At 69.2% G+C, this 21,387-nt stretch carries 19 protein-coding genes and 1 tRNA gene; 9 read left to right on the plus strand and 11 right to left on the minus strand.

What is annotated here, in order from left to right; genetic code table 11:
• Positions 1-42 precede the first annotated feature (42 nt).
• Positions 43-1,170 carry a hypothetical protein gene (locus ACSP50_RS02000; RefSeq protein ID WP_014687480.1) on the plus strand — a complete coding sequence of 376 codons (1,128 nt, stop codon included), beginning with the start codon at positions 43-45 and terminating at the stop codon, positions 1,168-1,170.
• A gap of 9 nt (positions 1,171-1,179) precedes the next feature.
• Positions 1,180-1,572 (plus strand): hypothetical protein, encoded by a 393-nt coding sequence (locus ACSP50_RS02005; RefSeq protein WP_014687481.1) that lies wholly within the window; start codon positions 1,180-1,182, stop codon positions 1,570-1,572.
• Between the two features lie 75 nt (positions 1,573-1,647).
• Here the strand turns inward: ACSP50_RS02005 and ACSP50_RS02010 are convergent, their stop codons facing one another.
• Positions 1,648-3,375: a metallophosphoesterase gene (locus tag ACSP50_RS02010; RefSeq protein ID WP_014687482.1), complete on the minus strand. Its 1,728-nt coding sequence runs from the start codon at positions 3,373-3,375 to the stop codon at positions 1,648-1,650.
• Positions 3,376-3,491: 116 nt separating this feature from the next.
• Between ACSP50_RS02010 and ACSP50_RS02015 the strand changes: the two genes are divergently transcribed.
• Positions 3,492-3,565, plus strand: a tRNA-Thr gene (locus ACSP50_RS02015).
• Between the two features lie 74 nt (positions 3,566-3,639).
• On the opposite strand, the gene ACSP50_RS02020 is transcribed toward ACSP50_RS02015, so the two are convergent.
• Positions 3,640-5,373, minus strand: a complete 1,734-nt coding sequence (locus ACSP50_RS02020; protein WP_014687483.1) for a S8 family serine peptidase — start codon at positions 5,371-5,373, stop codon at positions 3,640-3,642.
• 458 nt (positions 5,374-5,831) lie between these two features.
• Between ACSP50_RS02020 and ACSP50_RS02025 the strand changes: the two genes are divergently transcribed.
• The gene (locus tag ACSP50_RS02025; RefSeq protein ID WP_014687484.1) at positions 5,832-10,259 is read left to right on the plus strand and encodes a polymorphic toxin-type HINT domain-containing protein; all 4,428 of its coding nucleotides are present in this window, start codon (positions 5,832-5,834) and stop codon (positions 10,257-10,259) included.
• Positions 10,260-10,276: 17 nt separating this feature from the next.
• The gene (locus ACSP50_RS02030; protein WP_155123424.1) at positions 10,277-10,630 is read left to right on the plus strand and encodes a hypothetical protein; all 354 of its coding nucleotides are present in this window, start codon (positions 10,277-10,279) and stop codon (positions 10,628-10,630) included.
• Positions 10,631-10,660: 30 nt separating this feature from the next.
• Here ACSP50_RS02030 and ACSP50_RS02035 read toward each other — a convergent pair whose 3' ends face one another.
• On the minus strand, positions 10,661-11,854 hold the full coding sequence (locus ACSP50_RS02035) for an MFS transporter (RefSeq protein ID WP_014687486.1): 1,194 nt from the start codon (positions 11,852-11,854) through the stop codon (positions 10,661-10,663).
• A gap of 18 nt (positions 11,855-11,872) precedes the next feature.
• On the opposite strand from ACSP50_RS02035, the gene ACSP50_RS02040 reads away from it, so the two are divergent.
• A complete protein-coding gene (locus ACSP50_RS02040; protein WP_231956841.1) occupies positions 11,873-13,033 on the plus strand; it encodes a geranylgeranyl reductase family protein in 1,161 nt (386 codons plus the stop codon).
• A 1-nt stretch (position 13,034) separates the two neighbouring features.
• Here ACSP50_RS02040 and ACSP50_RS02045 read toward each other — a convergent pair whose 3' ends face one another.
• From ACSP50_RS02045 to ACSP50_RS02065, 5 genes are all read right to left on the minus strand, one after another.
• Positions 13,035-13,553 (minus strand): DUF6226 family protein, encoded by a 519-nt coding sequence (locus tag ACSP50_RS02045; RefSeq protein WP_043510697.1) that lies wholly within the window; start codon positions 13,551-13,553, stop codon positions 13,035-13,037.
• A 56-nt stretch (positions 13,554-13,609) separates the two neighbouring features.
• Entirely contained in the window at positions 13,610-13,810 is a 201-nt protein-coding gene (locus tag ACSP50_RS02050) for a DUF397 domain-containing protein (RefSeq protein ID WP_014687489.1), read from the minus strand.
• 203 nt (positions 13,811-14,013) lie between these two features.
• Positions 14,014-14,208, minus strand: coding sequence for a DUF397 domain-containing protein (locus ACSP50_RS02055; protein WP_014687490.1), 195 nt, complete (start codon positions 14,206-14,208; stop codon positions 14,014-14,016).
• A gap of 64 nt (positions 14,209-14,272) precedes the next feature.
• Entirely contained in the window at positions 14,273-15,184 is a 912-nt protein-coding gene (locus tag ACSP50_RS02060; protein ID WP_014687491.1) for a helix-turn-helix transcriptional regulator, read from the minus strand.
• Between the two features lie 196 nt (positions 15,185-15,380).
• Complete coding sequence (locus ACSP50_RS02065; protein WP_014687492.1) at positions 15,381-15,818, minus strand: DUF6232 family protein; 438 nt, start codon at positions 15,816-15,818, stop codon at positions 15,381-15,383.
• Between the two features lie 412 nt (positions 15,819-16,230).
• Between ACSP50_RS02065 and ACSP50_RS02070 the strand changes: the two genes are divergently transcribed.
• A complete protein-coding gene (locus tag ACSP50_RS02070) occupies positions 16,231-16,689 on the plus strand; it encodes a DUF2231 domain-containing protein (RefSeq protein ID WP_014687493.1) in 459 nt (152 codons plus the stop codon).
• 27 nt (positions 16,690-16,716) lie between these two features.
• On the opposite strand, the gene ACSP50_RS02075 is transcribed toward ACSP50_RS02070, so the two are convergent.
• The 3 genes from ACSP50_RS02075 to ligD (ACSP50_RS02085) all read right to left on the minus strand — a co-directional run bounded on the left by ACSP50_RS02075 (position 16,717) and on the right by ligD (ACSP50_RS02085) (position 19,814).
• Entirely contained in the window at positions 16,717-17,634 is a 918-nt protein-coding gene (locus ACSP50_RS02075; RefSeq protein WP_014687494.1) for a helix-turn-helix transcriptional regulator, read from the minus strand.
• Positions 17,635-17,977: 343 nt separating this feature from the next.
• Positions 17,978-18,883 carry a non-homologous end-joining DNA ligase gene (ligD, locus tag ACSP50_RS02080; RefSeq protein ID WP_014687495.1) on the minus strand — a complete coding sequence of 302 codons (906 nt, stop codon included), beginning with the start codon at positions 18,881-18,883 and terminating at the stop codon, positions 17,978-17,980.
• Entirely contained in the window at positions 18,876-19,814 is a 939-nt protein-coding gene (gene ligD / locus ACSP50_RS02085; RefSeq protein ID WP_043510699.1) for a non-homologous end-joining DNA ligase, read from the minus strand. Before ligD (ACSP50_RS02085) ends, ligD (ACSP50_RS02080) begins: the two co-directional genes overlap by 8 nt.
• Positions 19,815-19,905: 91 nt before the next feature.
• On the opposite strand from ligD (ACSP50_RS02085), the gene ACSP50_RS02090 reads away from it, so the two are divergent.
• Together ACSP50_RS02090 and ACSP50_RS02095 are read left to right on the plus strand one after the other, a co-directional pair.
• Positions 19,906-20,823, plus strand: a complete 918-nt coding sequence (locus ACSP50_RS02090; RefSeq protein ID WP_014687497.1) for a Ku protein — start codon at positions 19,906-19,908, stop codon at positions 20,821-20,823.
• Between the two features lie 52 nt (positions 20,824-20,875).
• Complete coding sequence (locus ACSP50_RS02095) at positions 20,876-21,364, plus strand: NUDIX domain-containing protein (RefSeq protein WP_014687498.1); 489 nt, start codon at positions 20,876-20,878, stop codon at positions 21,362-21,364.
• Positions 21,365-21,387: the final 23 nt, after the last annotated feature.

Genomic DNA, 21,387 nt, shown 5'->3' on the forward strand with positions numbered 1-21,387 from the left:
ATACCCATCAGCGAAGCCGGTAACCAGTGATCGGGGGCACGCGTGAGGTTCTGGGTCGACATCCCCGCGGCGCGTGGCCTGCCGTCCGCGTTCCGGCGGATGGAGCAGGACGCGAAGGCGGCCCAGGACTACGTGAAGGCCAACACCGCGTTGAATTACGGCCATGGGCTCCTTGCTCAGGCTCGGGGCAGTCACCAGGCGATCGTCGATCATCTGCACACCTATCTGCATCGGATCGAATACGACGTCGCCTTCTGCGGCGCGGCCATGATCACCTCGGCGTTGAACTGGTACGACAACACCGACCGGGAGAACGCCGGAAAGCTCGACGACTCCTGGCCGGGCGCCACCGTCGATCGCACCGAGCTCGGCCCGTACTCCTACGACACCCCGGGCGGCGCGCAGGCCTTCACCGACCGGTTCGAGCCGCAGGCCCGGCTGACCGCGCTGCCCGACTACGACAACACCGACGAGTATCGGTACGCGCCGGCCGTAGGGGACGCCGCGAGTCCCACCTCGGGGATCCGCGACACGATCTGGGGAGCGACCTGGCTTGCCGCGAAGATCGGCGTGTTCGACCGGCCGTACGACGTCTTCGAGGAGTGGACGAAGCCACTCGCCGGTGACTGGACTGGCGTGCGTCAATGCGCCGACGTCTTCAACAATGTCGCGCTGGCCGTCCGGGACATGGGTGAGAACTCGCGATGGCACGCGCTCGGCGTCGACGCGGTATGGGGTGGCAACGGGGCCGACGCATTGATCGTCAATTGCTGGACCAACGGCAAGAAGATGATCGAATGGACGCCTTTGTTGCAGGAGACCGCGGACCGATATCAGACCTCCGCGGAAGCGATGTTCGAGATCGGCAAGGTAGTAGGGTCCCTGATCATGGACCTCAGCGATGCCGCGATGGTTTTCGCGGCCGCGATGACCGGCGCCGGAGGGACCCCGGAGGCCGGTATCGGCCCCCTGGTCCTGGGCGGTGCGTCCCTCTACGAGGCCTACAGGATGTGGGACATCACCAAGGAGATCATGGATCTCATGGGGCGCGCGGATGCGGCCAGCAGCGCGGTCGCCTCGGCGGCCGGAGATCTCGGCTTCATCGGGAGTCTGGGCCCGATCGCCGATCTTCCGCCGACGGCCACCGTGCCCGACCTTCCGATGCGCTAGGGGAGCGACATGCCCGACGATGACGCGGCAGATCCCCGCGAGCTGCTGGCGGCGTTCGACGCCAGCCCGTACGGCGTCGTGCTCGGCGATGACCTGCGCCGCCGGCGGCTCGTCTTCGAAGCCCTGGCGCAGAGCGAGGACGCGATGACCCGCGAGGTCGGCGAGCAGCTCTTCACCGGCGCGATCGAGCCGCGCGAAGTGCTGCGGAGCTCGGCCTACCGGGAGTTCGTCCGCGACGCCCTGGTGCGAGGCGAGAAGATGGACATCAAGGAATTGGGCGTACGACTGGACGCGCTCACCCGGTCGGGCGCCCTGACCGGAGATCTGGAACGCGACTCCCGCGCACAGGCCGACCCGAAGCCGGGCGGCAGGCGGCCCGCGGACGGCGACGACCGCCGGTGACGGTCGTCGGCGGCGGTGTCCGCTGCCTCGGCGCGGCCTGTTCCGCAACACCTCCCCTTTCCCCGGAGACGGGCCTCAGCTGATGATGATCGGCGGCTCGATGTGCTGGACGTCGAGCGGCTGCTCGGGGCGCAGCCACGGCGCGTGCGGCTCGCCGTCCGGGTCGGCGGACCACCGGTGGCAGATCCGGTCGACGCCCAGCGGGTGGATGGTCAGCGTGCCGGCCGCGTCGATGTGCAGCCGCAGGAAACTCTTCGCGTCCTCGATGCCCTGGCCCGCGTACAACTCGTTGAAATTGACGTCGAACATGCTGGCAATCACCAGGTAGAGCGCGAGCACCTGGGTGGCCACCAGGCCGATCACCGGACCGTAGAGGACCGCCGCCACCGCGAACGGGCCGGGCCACGCCCACTCCTGGAAGGGCAGCCGCAGCCAGACCCAGGCACCGGCGGCGGCCAGGCCGATCTGGGCCAGGCCGTGCAGCACGCCGAGGATCCAGTGGCGGGCGTGTTTCGCCGACGCGGCGCCCGGCGGTTTCGCGAACAACACCGTGCCCAGCATGATCAGCACCAGCATGAGCAGCAGCGGGATGCTGAACAGCCGCTGGATGATGCCGCCCTGGCTGGCCGCGCCGGCCATCGCCAGCATGGTCAGCGTGTGGATGATGCCCAGCATGGTGGCGAAGCCGGCGTTGCGCCGCGGCACCCGGCGGAAAGCGCCCCAGCCCAGCCGGCGGGAGGCCGCCGGGGCCGGGAAGCGGGCCGCGAGGTCGTAGACCCGGCTGAGGCTGCGGCTGCGGGTCAGCGTCTCGCGCGGCGGCACGACCAATTGCTCCGGCAGGTTGTGGGTGCCCAGCAGATAGGCTCCGCCACCACCGCAGGTGATCAGCTCGCGTTGCTCGCCGGTGTACCGCGCGTAGTGGTGCAGATCGCCGGAGACCAGCACCCGGACCTGCGCCCGGGTCGGCGCGAGAATGGTCCGCAGGAAGTAGTCGACCGCGTCGTACGCCTCCGGGTCGTTTCTCGCTTTCACCCAGGTGGGAGACGGGGTCATCAGGATGATCCGGTCATCCGGGGTGACCTCACGGGCGGCCTTCTCGAAATAGAGCAGCTGTGGATCGTCGATGTACGCCCCGAACTGCTCGTCGACCGCGAACAACCACCAGTTGTTCGGCAGCTTGACCGCGAAATAGGACCGGCGCTGCTCGGTGCGCCAGCCGCCGATGAATCCGTCTTTGCGGCGGGCGAACAGGCGCAGGAACGCGGTCAGCCCGTCATACCAGTCGTGGTTGCCGGGCAGGGCGAACAGCGTGGGCCGCGGCTCGCCGGCCGGCGCCTCCGGCAGCGCCGCCCGATAGGGCCCCTTCATCCGGCTCTCGTAGCCGTCGCCGCTGGCCAGCGGATAGACCTGGTCGCCGCCCATCAGCAGCAGCCGGCCCCGGGGCAGCGCGGCCCCGTCCACGGTCAGCCGCGGCTGGGCCAGCAACCAGGCGATCGAATACGTCGCGTCGAAGCCGTCACCGAGGTCGGCGACGTAATCCAGCCAGATCTCGCCGTCAGCGGTGGCGGAGTGGTCGAAGAAGTCGGCGTCCAGCGCGTTCTGCAGCTCGCGCTTGTCCATGTACGCCCCGAAGAGGATCGCCAGCAGCGCGCGCAGACCGGTGCTGAGCAGCAGCAGCGGCGCCAGCCAGCCGATCGGCTGCTTCGGCGTGAAGCCCAGCTCCTGCGGATCCATGCTGGTCGGCCGGGTGGGCACGGTGTGCTCGGCCCCGGACCAACCGGCCGGCGGGGGAACGACAGGCATCGACTTATCGTCCGTCACAGAAGGCACATTAGCCCCGGGGTACGACATCGGCTGCCCGCCGACTTCCCGCCCTCCCGCCGAGCCGAGCCGGCGATGTCGTACACTTGGGAACCGTTGCCGCCTTAGCTCAGTCGGCTAGAGCGACGCACTCGTAATGCGTAGGTCGACGGTTCGATTCCGTCAGGCGGCTCAGATGACGCGCCGGCCAACAGTCCTGTTGGCCGGCGCGTTCTTCTTCTCTGTTCTGGGCGTGACCCGGTCCGATCAGCTCCAGGAAGCGTCGGCCCAGCCGTCCGAGGCCCAGCTCCGGCCGTACCAGCAGTTGCTCGCCCAGCTGCGGCCGTCCCATCCGTTGTCGGCCCAGCTGCGTCCGGCCCAGCTCCGGCCGGCCCAGCTCCGCCCGGTCCAGTCGGAGCCGGTCCAGGACGGCGCGGTCCAGCCGGCGGTGGACGGGTCCCATCCGGTGCCGGTCCAGGTGGTGCCGTTGAAGGTGCCGCCGGACCAGGCTGTCCTGGCGACGTTCCAGGACTGGCCGAAGATGTCCTTCTCGCCGGTGAGCGGGATGCCGTCGATCAGTACGTGTCCGCTGCCGCGGGCGCCTTCGAGGGTGCCCAGCCCGGTCGTGGCGGTGAAGTTCTGCACCGGGGCGCTGGCCGGGTTGAGACCGAGGGACATGTGCACGTCGACCAGGCCGGTGCCCTGCCAGATGCTCTTGGCCAGCGGGAACGGGTTGGCCTTCGCGGTGATCAGCCACTTGATCTGGTCGGGGGTGGCCGCCGGGTATTTCTGGGCGAGCAGGGCCGCGACGCCGGAGACGACGGCGGTGGCCTGGGAGGTGCCGCTGCCGCGGATGAACCGCGTGCCGACCCGTCCCGCGGGGTTGTTCTGGTCGACGTAGCTGTTGGGCACGCGGAGACCGAGGATGTGGACGCCGGGCGCGACGACGTCGACGTGCCGGGTGCCGGTACCGCGCTGCGCGAACGCCGGGATCAGATCGTCGGCGGCGCCGGCGGTGTTCTTCGGGTCCTCGGCACCGACGGCGATTACATAGGGGTTGGACGCCGGGTCGGCGAGTTCCTCCCGGGTGGTTCCGTCGTTGCCGGCCGACACCACCACCACGATGCCGCGCCGCCACGCCTGCTCGACCGCGTACGACAGCGGGTCCAGCACGGACGACTGGGTGCTGTCGGTCCCGTAGGAGAGGTTGAGGACCCGGATGTTCAGGCCGCTGTCGTGAGCGTGCTGGGCGACCCAGCCGATCGCCGCGATCACCTGGGACACGTCCGCCGAGCCGTCCGAGGCGGCGACCTTGAGGCTCACGATCCGGGCGTCGGGGGCCATGCCGGTGAACCCGGTGCTCGCCGAGTACTGGGCCGGGGTGCCGGCCGAGTCCCGGCCGGCGATGATCGAGGCCATGTGGGTGCCGTGCCCGAAGGTGTCACGGTAGCGGACATCGGCGTACTGCGACTCGAACGACAGGTCCGGTCCGTTCACCACGTTGCCGGAGGTCAGGCCGGGAACCGTGGCCACCCCGGAGTCGATCAGCGCGACGTCCACGCCCTTGCCGGTGTAGCCGGCCTTCCAGGCGTCGTTGACGTGCATGGTGTTCCGGACGAAGGACAGCGATCCCTCGTCTTTGGTCGCGTCGTAGCCGAGCGCCGGATCGACCGCCTTCAGGTGGCCGGTGCTGTTCGCGGTCACCGACCGTACGCCGGCCGTCGCCCGCAGGGTCGTCACCAGTGCCGGCGAGACCTGCGCGGTGAACCCGTCGACGATCGGCAGTTCCCGTTGCACCGTTCCGCCGGATCGCCGTACCAGTGCTTCGACGCCGGCGACGCGCGAGGCGTCCTGGAGCGAGACGATGACCTGCTCCGCGGCGACGGCGGGGGTTGTCGCCGCCGCGGCCGGTGCGGCACCGGTCAGGCAGCCGGCTCCGGCGGCGAGAACCACCGGCCCGATCGCCAGACCACGTCGCAGCGACCTCAATGCCCCAACCACATTTCCTCCTCGTCGCGAAGGCCGGTCGGGCCTTCCCGCCGGTGACCATCGGCAACCGGGCCGCAACCTGAAGAACTTCTCTCGGGTTCGTCGGCAGTTACGGTGATCTATGGCATAGGGACATACTCGACCTTCCCGGCAAATGACCGGTAAGCGCCTATCCGAGGTGTCGGCGACCGGCGGCTTGCTGTAAGACTGCATCGATTGATCTCACCGCCATCCCTCAGCGGACGGCGGGTCAACCGATATGCGGCGGCCGGTCAGGTCGTCGTGATGATGGTACGGGGGTTCCATCGTGGCTTTCTGGACGCTTCGTCGTGCGCTTTCGCCGATCGCCCGTCCCCATGGCGTGAACGGCCGGTAGCCGGCGCCATCCCACCATCGTCGCGTCGCCGACGGGCGGCGCTCTTTGTCCTGCTCTTCGGCTCGATCGGGAAATGAGTCTCGTGAAATCTTCCATGCAACGACGCCGCCTGCGGTGGATCGTAGGTCTGGCGGCCGGCTTGGCCGTCGCCGTGGCGGTGCCGGGTGGCGCCGCGGTGGCGGCGCCGCGGGTGCAGGCGCCGGTGGTGCAGCCGCACGCGCTGACCGTCCAGGAGGCGCTGCAGCAACTCCTCGGCGCGGACACCAAGGCGCCGGCCGACACACCGATCGACGACGCCGACCTGGATCGGATGCTGACCCAGGATCTGGCCGACTACGACGCGGATCCGGCGGTGCGGGCCGCTGCCACGGCGGTGCTGGCCACCAACGATCCGGCGCAGATCAAGGACTTTCTGGACAACGGGCTGCCGGTCTACCGCAAGGCCGATCAGCAGCGCCAGAAGGACCAGGCGGACCACAACCGGGTCCAGGTCCAGGAGTGGGCCGTCTCCGGCAGCCCGACCGTGCGGCAGCGGGCGCAGGCCGCTCTGGACTCCAACGACAACGCGAAGATCGCCGCGTTCGTGGCGACCGGGCATGACGCCGCCGATCTGGCGGACAAGCAGGATGCGCTGAACGCGGCGCAGCAGGCCAAGCTGATCCAGGGCCGGGTCGAGCAAATGGTCGCCAACGGTGGCTACGAGGTGCAGAAGCTCGGCCAGGCCGCGCTGGACAGTGAGGACCCGGTGGTCATCGCCGAGTTCTACAACACCGGGTACGCGGCGGCCAGCAAGCAGGACGCGGACGCGCAGCAGCAGATCACCGACGCGCTCGCGGCCCGGTCCAAGGCGGTCGCCGACCTGACCGATCTGGCCCAGCGGGCCGCCCAGGCCGCGGACGCGCAGAAGAAGATCATCCAGGCGAGTGTCGCCGCGACGCAGGCATTGACCTCGGCGTCGAACGCGATGGGTCTGGCGAACAAGGAGGCCAAGCAGGCCGACTCGATCTACGCCGCGGACATCCCGCTGCGCAACGCCGGCAAGGCGACGCACACCACGGACGTGATGAACCTGCGGATGCAGGCGTGTCAGGACGCCGTCACCGCCCAGGGATACGCCGACCAGGTGACCGGGCAGTCCGGGGTCGCGGCGACCGCGGCGCAGACACTGGACAAGACCGGTCTGTCGCACAACATCGCGTGGGCCGACGTGATCCAGGCGCAGGCCGATGCGGGCACCTCGGCCGCGGGGGCCGCGATGACCGCCTGCCAGGCGGCGACCGCGACCGAGGGCGCGAGTCGCACGCTGGACGCGGATCACGCCGCGACCGTGGATGCCAACAACGCGGTCAAGTATCGGCAGGCCGCGGAGCGGGAGCAGGCGTCGGCGGAGAAGCTGGCCGACCGGGCGGAGAAGCTGGCCGCGGCCGCGCAGGCCGCCGCCACCGACGCGCACAACCAGCGGGTCCGGGCCGAGAACGACGCGGACAGCGCGCAGGGGCACGCCGACAACGCCGCCGCCGACTACCAGGCCGCCAAGCAGCAGCAGGCCAAGGCGCGGGCGGCGGCGAGTGCGGCGATCAGCCAGTCGATCACCGCGTACCAGGCGGCCGGCCGGGCGATCGATCAGCAGAACATCGTGATCGGCAAGGCCGGTGAGGCCAAGACCAAGCAGGAGGACGCGCTGGCCGCGGGCGCCGCGTTCGCCGGCAAGGCGCAGCGGGCCAAGACGCTGATCGAGAAGGCCAAGGCCGACGATCAGAACACCAGCTCCAAGGAGTTCGCGGCGCAGGCCGCCGAGGCACACCTGCTGTCCGCGGAGATGGCCTGCAAGTATCCGGACAACCCGTCCGGGAACGGTTGCCCGGGCACCGCGGAGATGCAGCGGCTGCGCAATGACGCCGCGTCCCTGAGGGCGATCGCCAACGCCGCCAAGAACGCCTCCGACCAGTCGAAGAGGGACGCGAACGCGGCGTCGGACGCGTCCTCGGCCGCTGCCGCTGACGCCCGCCAGGCCGCCGCGGCTGCCGCTGCCGCGGCCGCGGATGCGCGTGCCGCCGAGCACCAGGCCGCGCTGGCCCGGCAGGACGCCGCGGACGCCAAGACCGCGGCGGTCAAGGCGATCAAGGACGCGAACGCGGCCAACGCCGACGCCCGCGCGGCGGTGCAGGCCGCCCGCACCTCGATCAACAAGGCGACCGCCGCGCGCGCCGACGCGGACATGACCGCGCAGGCGGCGCAGGACGCGGTCCGGCAGTCGGCGGTCGCGTCGTTCTGGTCGCGGATCTCCGGCCGGGCGGCGATCGATGCGCGGATCACCGCGGCCGGGATCGCCGACCCGGCCGCTTCGGCGATCGATGTGGCTTCGGGCTACGCGGCGACCGACAGCGACGCCGCGATGGCGGTCGACATCGCGAACAATGCGCTGCAGATCGCCGACTCGCAGGCCACCGCCGCGCAGCAGCACGCCGACGACGCCGCCGCGGCGGCCGCGCACGCGCAGCAGATGGCGGACCTGGCCGTGGCACAGGTCAAGCCGGCGTATGTGGCGGCGCAGAAGGCGGCCGAGGCGGCCAACCGCGCGGTCCAGGCCGCCAACACCGCGATCCAGGCCGCGAAGAGCGCAGCCAAGGAGGCACAGGGCGCCGTCGACGCGGCCAAGGACGCAGCGGAGGCGGCCAGGGACGCGGGTAATTCGGCCCAGGACGCCGCGATCGCGGCGGCGCAGGCCGGCAGCGACTCGGGGACGGCGCAGCAGGCGGCGAACAACGCCAGCGGTTACGCGAGCAAGGCGCAGCAGGCGGCGACCAACGCGAACGTGTTGTCCGGGAAGATCTCGGACGTCAGCACGAACATCACCAACCTGTCGAACAGCATCTGGGGCATCGCGCAGGCGATGTCGGGGATCGCCAAGGATCTGAAGAACGCCGCCTGGGCGAAGTACAACGCGGAGCAGGCGGCCGCCGAGGCCAAGGTCAACGACTGGATCGACGACAAGGCCAATTGGCTCAACGACCACGTCTTCGGTGGTTCCCAGATCGGCAAGGGCATCACCGACAGCGCGGCCGGGATGGCCAAGGGCCTGCTGGTGACCAGTAGTTGCGTCGGTGGCACGTTCCTGGGCAGCGACAACGCGGCCGGTGACGAGTGGAGCGTCCCGGACGTCAGCTACCTGCCGAAATCGGACAAGGCCTGCAACGCCCTGGTCAAGGGGATCAAGGATCTCATCCTCCACCCCTGGGAACTGCTGCACTGGAGCGATTGGAAGGAGAAGGGCTGGCAGTACACCCTCGGTGAGGTCATCTTCGACGTTGTCACCATCGGCGGCACCGACGGCCTCGGCATCTTCGCGAAGCTGGGTGAGTCCGGCGCGATCCAGACCGCGAAAGCGGCGATCAAGGACATCGCCAAGATGTCCGCCAAGGATCTGCTCGCCGGCGCCGCCAAGTTCACGGTCGACAACCTGAGCAACGCGATCAAGGCGCTCGGCACGGTCGACGTCGCCCGTCTGCTCGAACTGTCCGGGAAGATCGGCGCCAAGCTCACCTTCTCTCCGGAGGAGCTGGCCGCGCTGTCCAAGGCCGCGGTCACCAAGGGCATGGACGCGATCGAGGACACCCTGCGGAAGCTGGGCAGCACACCCGTCCTGCAGGGTCTGAAGGACCTCGTCGAGCGGTGCTTCACCCCGCACAGCTTCACCGCCGACACCCGGGTCGTGCTCGCGGACGGCTCCACCAGGCGGATCGCGGACATCGCGGTCGGCGACCGGGTCCTCGCCGTCGATCCGATCACGTACGTCCGCCGGGCCGAACCGGTCACGGCACTGCACCGCGACATCGACACCACGCTGGCCGACGTGAAGGTGCGGGACCGGGCCGGTCGGATCAGCGTCATCCACACCACGCCGGGTCACGTGTTCTGGGATCAGTCGAACCTGCGCTGGGTCGAGGCTGCGCGGTTGGCGTCCGGCACGCTGCTCGCCTCGGCGGACGCCCAGCGGGTGACGGTCGTCGACGTCCAGACCTTCGGCGGCAGTCAACCGATGTACGACCTGACGGTCGCCGCCATCCACTCGTTCATGGTGGTGGCGGGTCGCTCGGCGGTCCTGGTTCACAACGAACAGACGGCACGTGCGCCGAAGCCCGATGTGGACCACGATTACCTTAAGACCATGGTCCGTTATCTGTACAAGTCGCTCGATCTGGCGCCCGAGCTGAACATCACCATCTACGGTGACGGCACGACCATGGCGGCGCTCATGAACGAGTGGAAGACGGGCGAAGCGACCAACGGCAGCGAGCATTTGACGAAGATCCGGGACGTGCAGAACGGACTCACCAAGTTCCTCAACACGGAGGGATACTGGAAGAAGCCGAAAAAGGGCGAGAAGAAAGTGTGGATCGACTTCACCACCCGTACGTCGAAGGACATCGCGGTCGCCACGGACCTTCTCAAGGCCGTCAACGACTCGCTGGCCAACAGCTACGTCGACTTCAGTGATTACAAGGCGTTGCTGGGGTGCTGATGGATGGCCGGCCGGCTGTGGAAAGGGTTGCCGACGCGCTGTTGGCCGCTCTCCCGGACTTCGACTACGTGTATTCCAACAACATTGAAGCCTATGATCGGTTCTCGCCGGGTTTGTTCTTCTGGGAGGTGGTCCAGGCGACGGTCCGGTCCTACCTGGGTGACCAGGACGAGCCGGATTGGCGCAGCACCCTCGACTTCATGGAAAGTGCCGTCCGGTCCGGCAGCCAGGACGAGAGGAAGGCGGTCGGCTTCCACTTCCTGTGGAACCTGCCGAACCGCGGCGACCCCGGACATGACCTGGTCGGCGAGCTGGGGCCGGAGCTGACCCGGATTCTCACCCGGATGCAGCACGGGCAGCCGGTCGACTGAGTCGACCCCGGCGGCCGATCGGCGTGTTCCTCAGCCGATCGGCCGCAGGGCCCGGGACACCGCGAACGCCACCCCGAGCAGCGCCGCCACGGCCAGCAGGCCGTGCACCACGGTCAGGTGGTCGCCGAGGAAGCCGATCAGCGGCGGTCCGCCGAGAAAGGCGACGTAGCCGATCGAGGCGACCACCCCGACCCGCGGCGCGGCCTTCGCCGGGTCGTCGGCGGCCGCGCTCATCCCGACCGGGAAGCCGAGGGACGCGCCGACACCCCAGAGCAGGGCGCCGGCGAAGGCGAACGCCGGGTGCGGGCCGAACGCGAACAGCAGCAGCCCGCCCAGGCCGATCACGGCCAGGACGCGCAGGACCGGGACCCGGCCGTACCGGTCGAGCAGCCCCGGCCCGTACCACCGGGCAACGGTCATCGCGGCGAGGAAGACCGCGAAGGTGAGCGTGCCGATCTCGGCCGAGGTGCCGTAGTCGTCGATCATCGCGACGTTGATCCAGTCGATGCCGGCGCCCTCGGTGAACGCGAACGCCAGCACGACGACGCCGATCAGCAGGGTGCGCGGCTCCCGCCAGAAGGCCAGCGACTCGCGGAACCCGGCGGTCTCCGCGGCCTCCGGCGAGGACGTGTCCGGGCCGAACCGGCGCACGGCGACGGCCACCGTCAGTGTGGCAATCATGATCAGAACCACCATGTGCACGGTCACCGAGATCCCGGCCGCCACCGCGCCGGCGCCGGCGATCGCGCCGGCCACCGTGCCGACGCTGTAGCCGGCGTGGAAACGCGGCATGATCGCCCGGCCCAGGCGGCGCTCGACGACCGCGGCCTGCACGTTCATCGCCACATCCCAGGCACCGGTGGCGAACCCGTAGACGTAGAGCCCGATGACGACCGGAAGCACGCCGAACCGGTAGCCGACGCCGACCACGCTCATCGCCAGGCCCAGCGTCACCGCCATCACGGTCACCGTCCGGCGCGAACCGAACCGGCCGACCAGGTGCCCGGCCAGCGGCAGCGAGGTGATCGAACCGACCGCGGTGGCCAGCAGCACCAGACCGAGCCCGGACGGGCTGAGCCGCAGCGAGTCCCGGATCTGCGGGATCCGGGCGGCGAACGTCGCCACCACGAAACCCAGGGCGATGAACGCGATATAGACGCTTCTCGTGGTGCCGCGGAGCGCGCTGCCGGTGCTGGTGATCACCGACAGGAGGCTACCGGTCACGTGTCTAGACTTCTGTCCGTGCTGGGGGAACCGGAGTGGGACGTCGCGGTCATCGGGGCGGGCCCCGCCGGGCTGGCGGCCGCGCATGCCGCCGCGTCGCGAGGTGCACGGGTGGCGGTGCTGGAACGCGCCGAGCATCCGCGGTACAAGACCTGCGGCGGCGGCCTGCTCGGCAGTTCGCTGCGGCTGAGCGCGGCACGCCTGGCCTCGGTGCCGGTCCGGGACACGATCTCCAGCATCACGTTCACGCTGGCCGGGCGCCGTGAGTTCACCCGCGTCTCGGCCGAGCCGCTGATCTCCCTGGTCCGCCGCGACGAGTTCGACCAGGCGTGGTGTCGGGCCGCCGAGCAGGCCGGCGCAGAAATCTTTCCCCACACGATCGTCCGTACGCTGGATCAGCACGACGACGGCGTCATCGTGACCCTGGCCGGCGGCGAAACGCTCACCGCGCGGGTGGCCGTGGGGGCGGACGGTTCGGCCGGGATCACCGGCCGGCACGTCGGCGTGCTGCTGGAGCAGCAGGACCTCGGTCTCGAGGTGGAACTCGCGGCCACGCCGCAGGATCAGGAGCGCTGGCGCGGCCGGGTGCTGCTCGACTGGGGTCCGCTGCCCGGGTCGTACGGCTGGGTCTTCCCGAAGGGCGACGAGCTCACCGTCGGTGTGATCATGGAGAAGGGCCGCGGCGCGGACACCAAGCGCTACCTGCGGGAGTTCGTCGAGCAGGTCGGCCTGTCGGGTCGCCCGGTGCTGCGCGACTCCGGGCATCTGACCCGCTGCCGGGCGGTGAGCTCGCCGGTGCGCCGCGGGCGGGTGCTGGTCGCCGGGGACGCCGCCGGGCTGCTCGAACCGTGGACCCGGGAGGGGATCAGCTACGCCATCCGGTCCGGGATCTGGGCCGGCGAGATCGCCGCCGGAAGTCGCGATCTCGCCGCGTACGACCGGATCATCGCCGCCGAGCTCCAGCCGGAGATCGTGGCCGGGCGTCGCCTGCTCGGCGTCTTCAGCCGGCACCCGTCGATCGTGCACACGGCGATGTCCACCGGCCTCGGCTGGCGCGCCTTCAGCGGTTTCTGCCGCGGCGACTTCTCGATGGCCGGCGCCCTCGGCCGCCCCACCGTGAAGACCGCCCTGCGCCTGCTCGGCAGCCGCCCACCCCGGCCGCAGCCGGTCGGTGGATAGTTCAGGAACGGACCTGCCAGGGCCCCCACTGGACGGCGGCGGCGAACCCGTCGCGGCGGGCCTCGCGGGCGCCGGCGGCGGAGAGCGGGCCCTCGCGGTCGGCCTTGACGCCGGCGCCGATCAGGCGGGCCTCGAACCAGGAGCCGCTCAGCCCGCGGCGGACCCGCTCCCAGAGGCCGCCCTCGACCAGCGCGGCGGCGTGGCGACGCAGCTGGTCGGTGAGCGGCCCGGGCCGGTCGGCGCAGGTGTCACAGTCGCAGATCGGTAGCGACTCCCGCCACCACCGGCCGAAGCGCAGGTGCAGGCCGGCGCCGGTGAACTGGATGGCCAGCGGCGCGGCGGACGGGGTGCGGGGGATGAGCCGGACGGTCCGCGCGAGCGCCTCGTCGAGCCCGAGCGGCTCCTTCGTCTCCCGGCGCTCCACCTGATAGCGCTCGGTGAGCTCGTCCAGCAGGGTCTCGGCCGCCTCGTGGAGATCGGTGAAGCGGTCCGGATCGGTGGCGCGCTGGTTGCCCTCCACCAGTGCAGTATGCCGCGCTCGGCCCGCGGCTCCCAGCAACTCCGGTGGGCGGGGTTTCACGCTCTGCCGAATTCGTCGTCCTTGACTCCGGCGAGGAAGGCGTCCCAGGCCTGCCGGTCGAAGGCCAGTGGTGCGCCGCCGGGATCCTTCGAGTCCCGGATGAGGACCAGCTCGCCCACTCTCGCGACCTCGACGCACGATCCGTGGGCGCAGCGTTTGCTCCGCCGCCAGCGCGGCTCCCTGGTCGTTTTGATCATTTCTGTGCACCTCCGTGGTGGTTCGAATCCCACGGTAAGTGATGGCGGCGGAGATGGACGGTCACCGACATGAGTGAAAACACAAAGACGCCGCTTATCTCACGAATTGTGAGTTATGCGGCGCTGGTAACGGCGGAAATATGTTTTTTGCGAGTATTTTGGGGCGGCCCGCCCCGATGCCGGAGCGGGCCGCTCGCAAGCCTTCAGAAATGGAACTCGCCCGCGTTGACGCCCTCGACGAACGCGTCCCATTCGGCCTTCGTGAAGGTCAGGGCGGCGGCGTCGGGATTCTTCGAATCGCGGATCATGTAGTTGTCGTCGACCTTGGCGACCTCGACGCAGGTCGACGTGCCGCAGCGGCTGCTCTTACGCCATGCGGGCGCGTTCATGTTTTCCATCTCGGGAACTCTCCAACAGGAATTCGTCCCGCGCCCGATGCCGGACGCGGCCATCGGGTTGTGGTTATGTGTGCGCCCGGGCGCCGCGGTTGTGGTCGCGATTTTCCAGGGCAGTTATCTGTTGCCGGATGAAGGTGATCGTGTCGTCTTCGTCAGCGGCCTCGTGCCACACCTTGTCGAAGCGTGCGCGATGTTTCGCGGTGGCCTCGCGATCCTCGATCATCTCGTCACCGAGACCGGTTTCCCGGTACAGCACCTCCCCCTCGCCGAAGGCGAGAAGGTCGAAACTGGCGTTGTTGGTGACCGCGGCGTCCAGCCGGAACGGCACCATCCGCATCCGGATCGCGCCGTTGGTGGCGAGACCGGCCAGCTCACCGAGTTGCTCGGCGAAGACGACCGGGCCGCCGATGGTGCGCCGCAGCACCGACTCGTCCACCATCACCAGGATCTCCAGCTGCCCGGACGCCGCCCGGGGAAGCAGTGAGTCCCGCCGCAGCCGGCGCGCCTCGATGCGGCGGCCGATCTGCTCGGCGCTCAACTCGTCCTCGAAGCGGGTCATCAGGGCGCTGGCGTAACCGGGCGTCTGCAGATGCCCGGGCACGTAATAGATGGAGTACGAACGGATCTCGGTGGACTCGTTCTCGTACTCCACGAGCTTGCGGGTCGCGTCGGTGAGGCCGTCCCGGAAATCGGGGGTCTGATACCACGCCGCGCGCTGCTTGGCTCGCGCGATCCGGGTGTCCGCGAGCAACGCGGTCACCTCGGCCCGATCCCGGATGCCGAGCAGGCTCAGCAGCGGGCGGAGATCGTTCGGGGAGATCGAGACGTCACCGTTCTCGATCCGGATTACCTTACTGAGTGACCACTCCATCGCCTCAGCCACATGCAACTGGGTGAGGTCGGCTCGCTCCCGCGCTTCGCGGATGGCGAGCCGTACGCGCCGGCGCGCGACAGTGGGTGAGTCACCCTCAGCCATGAGACCTTCATCGTTGAAGTAGTCGAACTGAGCCTGTTTGGTGCCCTGGCGTCTGCCCTCGCCAAGTTGCTACCTCGCTGACTGATTAGTGGCAATCAGCGAGGTCGCGGACATCCTAGTACTGTCCTATCAGAACGAGACGTGCCAGGTGGGGTTTTGGTTCAGATCGCCGGGTCACCCGTTAGGAAAAAGCTGGTCAGGCGGCAGCCAGGCCGTAGCCCCAGGGGGTGCGGCGACCATCTTCCATGGCTCGGCGCAGGGCCCGGCCGACCTGATTGAACACCCGCACGTCGCCGGAGGAGTAAAGGACCACGGCGCTGCCGTGATACTGCGCGTGGAGCTCCCATCGGCGACGCTCCCGCCAGGAGAAGGCGAGGACCGGGCCGATGATCGCGAGGAAGCCGATTACGTAGAGTGTCGGGTCGGCGAGCAGGGTCCACCCGGCGGCGACGGCCAGCAGGGCGCCGGCGGCGAGATGCGGAGCGTACGGACGGGTGCGCGCGGGCGACTGGACCAACCCGACATGCCGCAGATCCGCAATGGCGAAGATCAATGACTCCGGCGCGGTGTGCCAGGTGAAGAGAGCGTCGGTGACTTCGGCGTCCGACCCACTGTAGTAGGTGCGTGTGCTCATGGCGCACTCCTTCTCGCGGAACCTTGCGAGGTGGAGAAGGCCGGGGCCACGATGGGCTTTCAGGGACCAGACCCGCCTCGCCTGTGCAGCAATCGGAACGGTCGCGATGGGAACGTCGCGCAAGTACGAAGCGAGGGAGAGGTGGACAACGGCACCCGTTTGCCGCCGGGTGCCGTTGTTGTGTCTCTCCCTCTGACTCCGCCCTTGTTGCTCTACGCTCAGTGAAGCACGCCACGTATCGCACCGCCACCGGTCAGAATGCCATGTTGCAGATTACGGAGAACCCCGCGACGGACCCGGCGTGTGGTTTCCGGCACGCGTGACGGCGTTTCATCGCTCCCACCACCGGGTAGGCCAACCGAGGATGCCGCGACGAGCCTGTATTTGCGCAGGTAAAGGAGGGCGAAACCGGATGGAGAGCCGATTGAGGATCGCCGGGCAGGCGGTACAGCCCGTCCTGGTGATGTTCCCACTGGGCCTGTTCGCCATGGCCGTTTTGTTCGATCTCGCCGATTTGCTCGGGGGGCCTAACATCCTTGGCGCACTGGCGTACTGGAACGTCGCCGCCGGACTGGTCGTCGGCGTACTGGCCGCGCTGGCCGGGGCGATCGACGTGATGTTCCTGCGCCGCCCGCAGGCGCGCCGGCTGGGCGCGCTGCGCACCCTGATCAACATCGGGGTGCTGGTGGTCTTCGCGGTCGTGCTGATGGTCCGCGTCCGCGCTCCGGAGCGGGTGGCCGGCGGCGGACTGTTCATGATCGAGCTGCTCGCGCTCGGGCTGGCCGGTTTCGGCGCCTGGTTCACCAGCGAGCTCGCCAACGGGCGGACCCCGGCGTTCGCCCGCGCGGCGGCCGGCGCCCGCGACTTCTGAGCCGGGAGCCGGCGCCCCCCGTTGTGATCAGTCCGGCAACGGGGGCTGACGACCGTACGCCTCGATCGGGTTCTCCAGGATCTTGATCTGTCGATCGATGAAGGCGAGCGTGGCGGCCTCGTCGGCCACCTCGTCCCACACCTTGTTCCAGCGGGCGCGGTGTTTCGCCGTCACGTCCCGATCCTCGATCATCTCGTCGCTCAGCCCGGTCTCCCGGTAGAGCACCTCGCCCTCACCCAGCACCAGCAGGTCGAAGCTGGCGTTGTTGGTGACCGCGGCGTCCAGCGAGAACGGCACCATCCGCATGGTGATCGTCCCGGCGTCGATCAGCCGGCGCAGCTCGCGCAACTGGGCGGCGAAGACCGTGGCGCCGCCGATGGTGCGCCGCAGCACCGACTCGTCGAGCATCACCGCGATCCGCACCTGGCCGGACTGGGCGCGGGTGAGCAGCGATTCCCGGCGCAGTTTGCGCGCCTCGATCCGGCGGCTCATCTGAGCATCACTGAGCTCGTCCTCGAACCGGGTCATCAACGCTCTCGCGTAATCCGGGGTCTGCAGCGGACCGGGAATGTAATAGACCGAATAGGACCGCATCTGGGCGGCCTCGTGCTCGTATTCGATGAGTTTGCGGGTGGCGTCGGTCAGATTCTCCCGGAACTCGGGCAGTTGGAACCAGGCCTGCCGCTGCCGGGTGCGGGCGATCCGGGCATCGCCGATCAGCGCGGCGACCGTCGGCCTGTCCCGGATGCCGAGGAAGGCGAGCAGCGGGCGCAGATCGTTGGGGGAGATCGAGACGTCACCGTTCTCGATCCGGATCACCTTGCTGAGCGACCATTCCATCTCGTCGGCGACCTGGAGCTGGGTCAGATCGGCCTTTTCCCGCGCCTCGCGCAGCGCGAGCCGGACGCGCCGGCGTGCGACGGTGGGTGAATCGCCCTCGGGCATAGGTCCTTCATGTCTGGTCGTCGGTTCTCGGCGAACGGGCGCCCGCCAAGGGTCGTCCCCCTATTACTGTCCTATCAGAACAGCGGCCGCAAGCGCACGGTAGTGACAACCGCACGTGCAGTGCGGACGTGCCGGACAAATGGCCCGGAAAAGGAACCGGCACCCGGTTGCCGCCGGGTGCCGAACTGCTCCCCGCTACGCATCCGCCCGCGTAGCTCCGGAAATCCAGTCAAGCACGCCATCCGGCTGTTCGCCAGCAGACAGAGTGCCATGATGCAGGCTGCCTGCCAGCAGTTCGATTTCCGGCGAGTGGGACGAAGAGTCCACACTACTGCAGACCATTTCAAACCGGCACGGCGGGACCCGACTCGAGCAGGCCGGTCAGCAGGTCACCGTGGGTTTGTGCGCGGTCCAGCGCCTCCGCCGCGGTGAACTGGCGGGCCTCCGCGTCCCCGATGGCCATCGCCTCGGTTTCCGGCCAGGTCAGCGGCGTCGACGCGGTCGGCGCCGGGCCGGCCCGCAGGGAGTACGGGGTGACCGTGGTCTTGGCCGCGTTGTTCTGGCTCCAGTCGATGAAGATCTTTCCCGGCCGCAGCTGCTTGGCCATCTTCGCGGTGATCGACCCCGGCACCAGCCGCGCCAGCTCCTCGGCCACCCGTTTGGCGTACCCGGAGACCACCCCGGCGTCCTGGGCACCCGAGATCGGGCAGCACAGCTGCATCCCCTTCTTGCCGGACGTCTTCGGGAACGCGGCGATCCCGTCCTCGGCCAGCCGGTCGCGCATCAGCACCGCCACCGCGGAACACTCGCGCAGCCCGGCCGGCGCCCCCGGGTCCAGATCGACGACCAGCATGTCCGGGTGGGCACCGACCCGCCACTGCGGGGTGTGCAGCTCGATCGCGGCCAGATTGGCCAGCCAGACCAGGGTGGCCAGTTCGTCGACGACCACGAACTCGACGGTCTCCCGGCTCTTGGTGGACCCCGGGACGGGCAGCGTCACCAGGCGCACCCAGTCCGGGGTGCCGGCCGGCTTGTTCTTCTCGAAGAAGTGCGCGCCCTCGACACCGTTCGGATAGCGGATCCGGGTGACCGGGCGGTCGCGCAGATGCGGCAGCAGAACCGGGGCGATCCGGGTGTAGTAGTCGATCACCTCGGCCTTGGTCACGCCGGTCGCCGGGAACAGCACCTTGTCGAGGTTGGACAGCTCCAGGTCATGGCCGTCCAGGCGGATCGGGATCCGGTCAGGCATCGTCGGTGCACTCCGCGGGCGACTTGTCCGAGCGCAACCGCAGGAAGCGGGGGAACCGCAGCCGGCGGTCGGGGGTCTGGTTGCCGTACTTGATCTCGGCGACCAGCTCCGGGCGTACCCAGTGGGCGCCTTTGGCATCCGCGCGCGGCACCGCGCCGGGAGCGAACGGCGAATCCGGTGCGGCGAGCGGCGCCAGCCGGTCGAGCAGATCCCGCTCGGCGACGGCGCCGATACCGCCGCCGACCCGGCCCCGGAACGCCAGGCCCGCCGGAGTCGGCACGCCGATCAGCAGGCCGCCGAGCTTGCGCGCGCCCGGGCGCCAGCCGCCGATCACATAGTCGCCGGTGCGGTCGAACTTCACCTTGACCCAGTCCGCGGATCGCTGGCCGGGCAGGTACACCGAGTCGGAACGCTTGGCCATCACCCCCTCCAGCTGGTTCTCCCGGGCGGCCGCCGCGGTGGCCGCGCCGTCGCCGAACGACGGCGGCACCATCCAGCGCTGCCCGGCCAGATCCAGCTCCTCCAGACGCTCCCGGCGGGCCAGGTAGGGCAGGCCGGTGTAGTCCATGCCGTCCAGGTAGAGCAGGTCGAAGATCAGGTAGGTGGCCGGCAGGGTGACCGCGAGGCGGGCGGCGCGCTGCCGGTCCCGGACGTGCATCCGCTCGGCCAGCGCGGTGAACGACGGGCGGCCGGCCGCGTCGAAACAGACCATCTCCCCGTCCAGCAGGGTGCCCTCGGGCAGGTGCAGATCGGCGATCTCCGGGTACGCCGCGGTCACCACCGCCCCGGACCGGGCGTACAGCTCCGGCGGGCCGCCGCTGAACAGTGCGAGAACGCGCACCCCGTCCCACTTGAACTCGTAGCTCCACTCCGTGCCCACGGGCAGGTCGCCCGCCGTGGCGAGCATCGGGGACAGCGGAGATTCCGGCACCCGATCACCATAGGCAAAAGCGTTCACCTTACGCAGGCGTCTCACTGATGCCATTCTGATCAGGTGCCGTGACACCGTTGGGAGATTCCTCATGCGCGCGATCTGGAAAGGTGCGGTCTCGTTCGGTCTGGTGTCGATCGCCGTCAAGCTGTACTCGGCGACCGAGGAGAAGGACATCCGCTTCCACCAGGTACACCGCACCGACGGGGGACGGATCAAGTATCAGCGGACGTGTTCCGTGGACGGCGAGGCGGTCAGTTACGACGACATCGCCAAGGGGTACGACATCGGCGGCGGAGAAATGGTGATCTTGACGGATGAGGACTTCGCGGACCTCCCGTTGAGCACGTCCCGCGCCATTGACGTGCTGGAATTCGTGCCGGCCGAGCAGATCGACCCGATCCTGTTCGCCAAGTCGTATTACCTCGAGCCCGAAGGTCAGGCGGCCAAGCCGTACGTGCTGCTGCGCGACGCGCTGCGGGATGCCGACCGGGTGGCCATCGTCAAGATCGCGATCCGGCAGCGGGAACAGCTCGCCACCCTGCGGGTCCGCGAGGGCGTGCTGGTGCTCAACACCATGCTCTGGCCGGACGAGGTGCGGGTGCCGGAGTTCGGCTTCCTCGACGACGAGGTCAAGGCGCGGCCGGCCGAGCTGGCGATGGCCAGCTCGCTGATCGACTCGATGGCCGCCGACTTCCAGCCGGACGAGTTCACCGACAACTACCGGGCAGCGCTTCAGGAGGTGATCGACGCCAAGGTGGAGGGCCGGGAGGTGGTCCAGCCGGAGGAGGCCGAGGAGGCGGCGCCGGCGGCGGTCGACCTGATGGCGGCGCTGAAGGCGTCGGTGGAGCGGGCCAAGAAGGCCCGGGGTGAGGCCGCCGAGGAGAAACCGGGGAAGAAGGCGGCTCCGGCCAAGAAGGCGGCTCCGGCCAAGAAGGCGGCTCCGGCCAAGAAGGCGGCTCCCCGAAAATCGGCGGCTTCGGGAAGAGCCGCCAAGAAGTCCGCCTAGATATTCTTCCTCCCATGTTTTTCGTTCGGGTTTTCCCCTGCGGGGTGGCTCAGTGGGATTGACGTGGGCAGAGTCCTATCTGGGCAAGGTGCGCGCGAGCATCGGCGACACCGACACGATCTTCTTCGTCGGCGCGCGCACCGTGGTCTTCGACGAGCAGGGCCGGCTGCTGCTGATCCAGCGCTCGGACAACCACCGCTGGGCCATTCCGGCCGGCGCGATGGAGCTCGGCGAGAGCATGGAGGACTGCGCGGTGCGTGAGCTGTGGGAGGAGACCGGGCTGCGGGCCACCTCGCTCACGCCGTACGCGTTCTACACGGCGTACACGTACACCAACGACTACGGGCACACCTACCAGCAGGTGCTGATGAGCTTCGTGGTGCACAGCTGGGAGGGCGAGCTGCTGCGGCAGACCGACGAGAGCGTGGACGCCGGATGGTTCGCGCTGGACGAGCTGCCCGGCCCCAAATCGTTCGTGCTCGACGAGGCGCTGGCCGACCTGGAGACCTTCACCACCACTAATCGGCTGGTCATGAAATAGCCGCGGCGGGCAGGATGGCCGGT

This window comes from Actinoplanes sp. SE50/110 (genome assembly GCF_900119315.1).
Classification (GTDB): Bacteria; Actinomycetota; Actinomycetes; order Mycobacteriales; family Micromonosporaceae; genus Actinoplanes.

Bases quoted from the DNA above. Each gene is read 5' to 3' on its own strand.
- ACSP50_RS02070 (WP_014687493.1), top strand. From the start codon at position 16,231: ATGGAGAGCCGATTGAGGATCGCCGGGCAGGCGGTACAGCCCGTCCTG.
- ACSP50_RS02060 (WP_014687491.1), bottom strand. From the start codon at position 15,184: ATGGCTGAGGGTGACTCACCCACTGTCGCGCGCCGGCGCGTACGGCTC.
- ACSP50_RS02055 (WP_014687490.1), bottom strand. From the start codon at position 14,208: ATGGAAAACATGAACGCGCCCGCATGGCGTAAGAGCAGCCGCTGCGGC.
- ACSP50_RS02005 (WP_014687481.1), top strand. From the start codon at position 1,180: ATGCCCGACGATGACGCGGCAGATCCCCGCGAGCTGCTGGCGGCGTTC.
- ACSP50_RS02025 (WP_014687484.1), top strand. From the start codon at position 5,832: ATGCAACGACGCCGCCTGCGGTGGATCGTAGGTCTGGCGGCCGGCTTG.
- ligD (WP_014687495.1), bottom strand. From the start codon at position 18,883: ATGCCTGACCGGATCCCGATCCGCCTGGACGGCCATGACCTGGAGCTG.
- ACSP50_RS02010 (WP_014687482.1), bottom strand. From the start codon at position 3,375: ATGCCTGTCGTTCCCCCGCCGGCCGGTTGGTCCGGGGCCGAGCACACC.
- ACSP50_RS02050 (WP_014687489.1), bottom strand. From the start codon at position 13,810: ATGATCAAAACGACCAGGGAGCCGCGCTGGCGGCGGAGCAAACGCTGC.
- ACSP50_RS02075 (WP_014687494.1), bottom strand. From the start codon at position 17,634: ATGCCCGAGGGCGATTCACCCACCGTCGCACGCCGGCGCGTCCGGCTC.
- ACSP50_RS02065 (WP_014687492.1), bottom strand. From the start codon at position 15,818: ATGAGCACACGCACCTACTACAGTGGGTCGGACGCCGAAGTCACCGAC.
- ACSP50_RS02090 (WP_014687497.1), top strand. From the start codon at position 19,906: ATGCGCGCGATCTGGAAAGGTGCGGTCTCGTTCGGTCTGGTGTCGATC.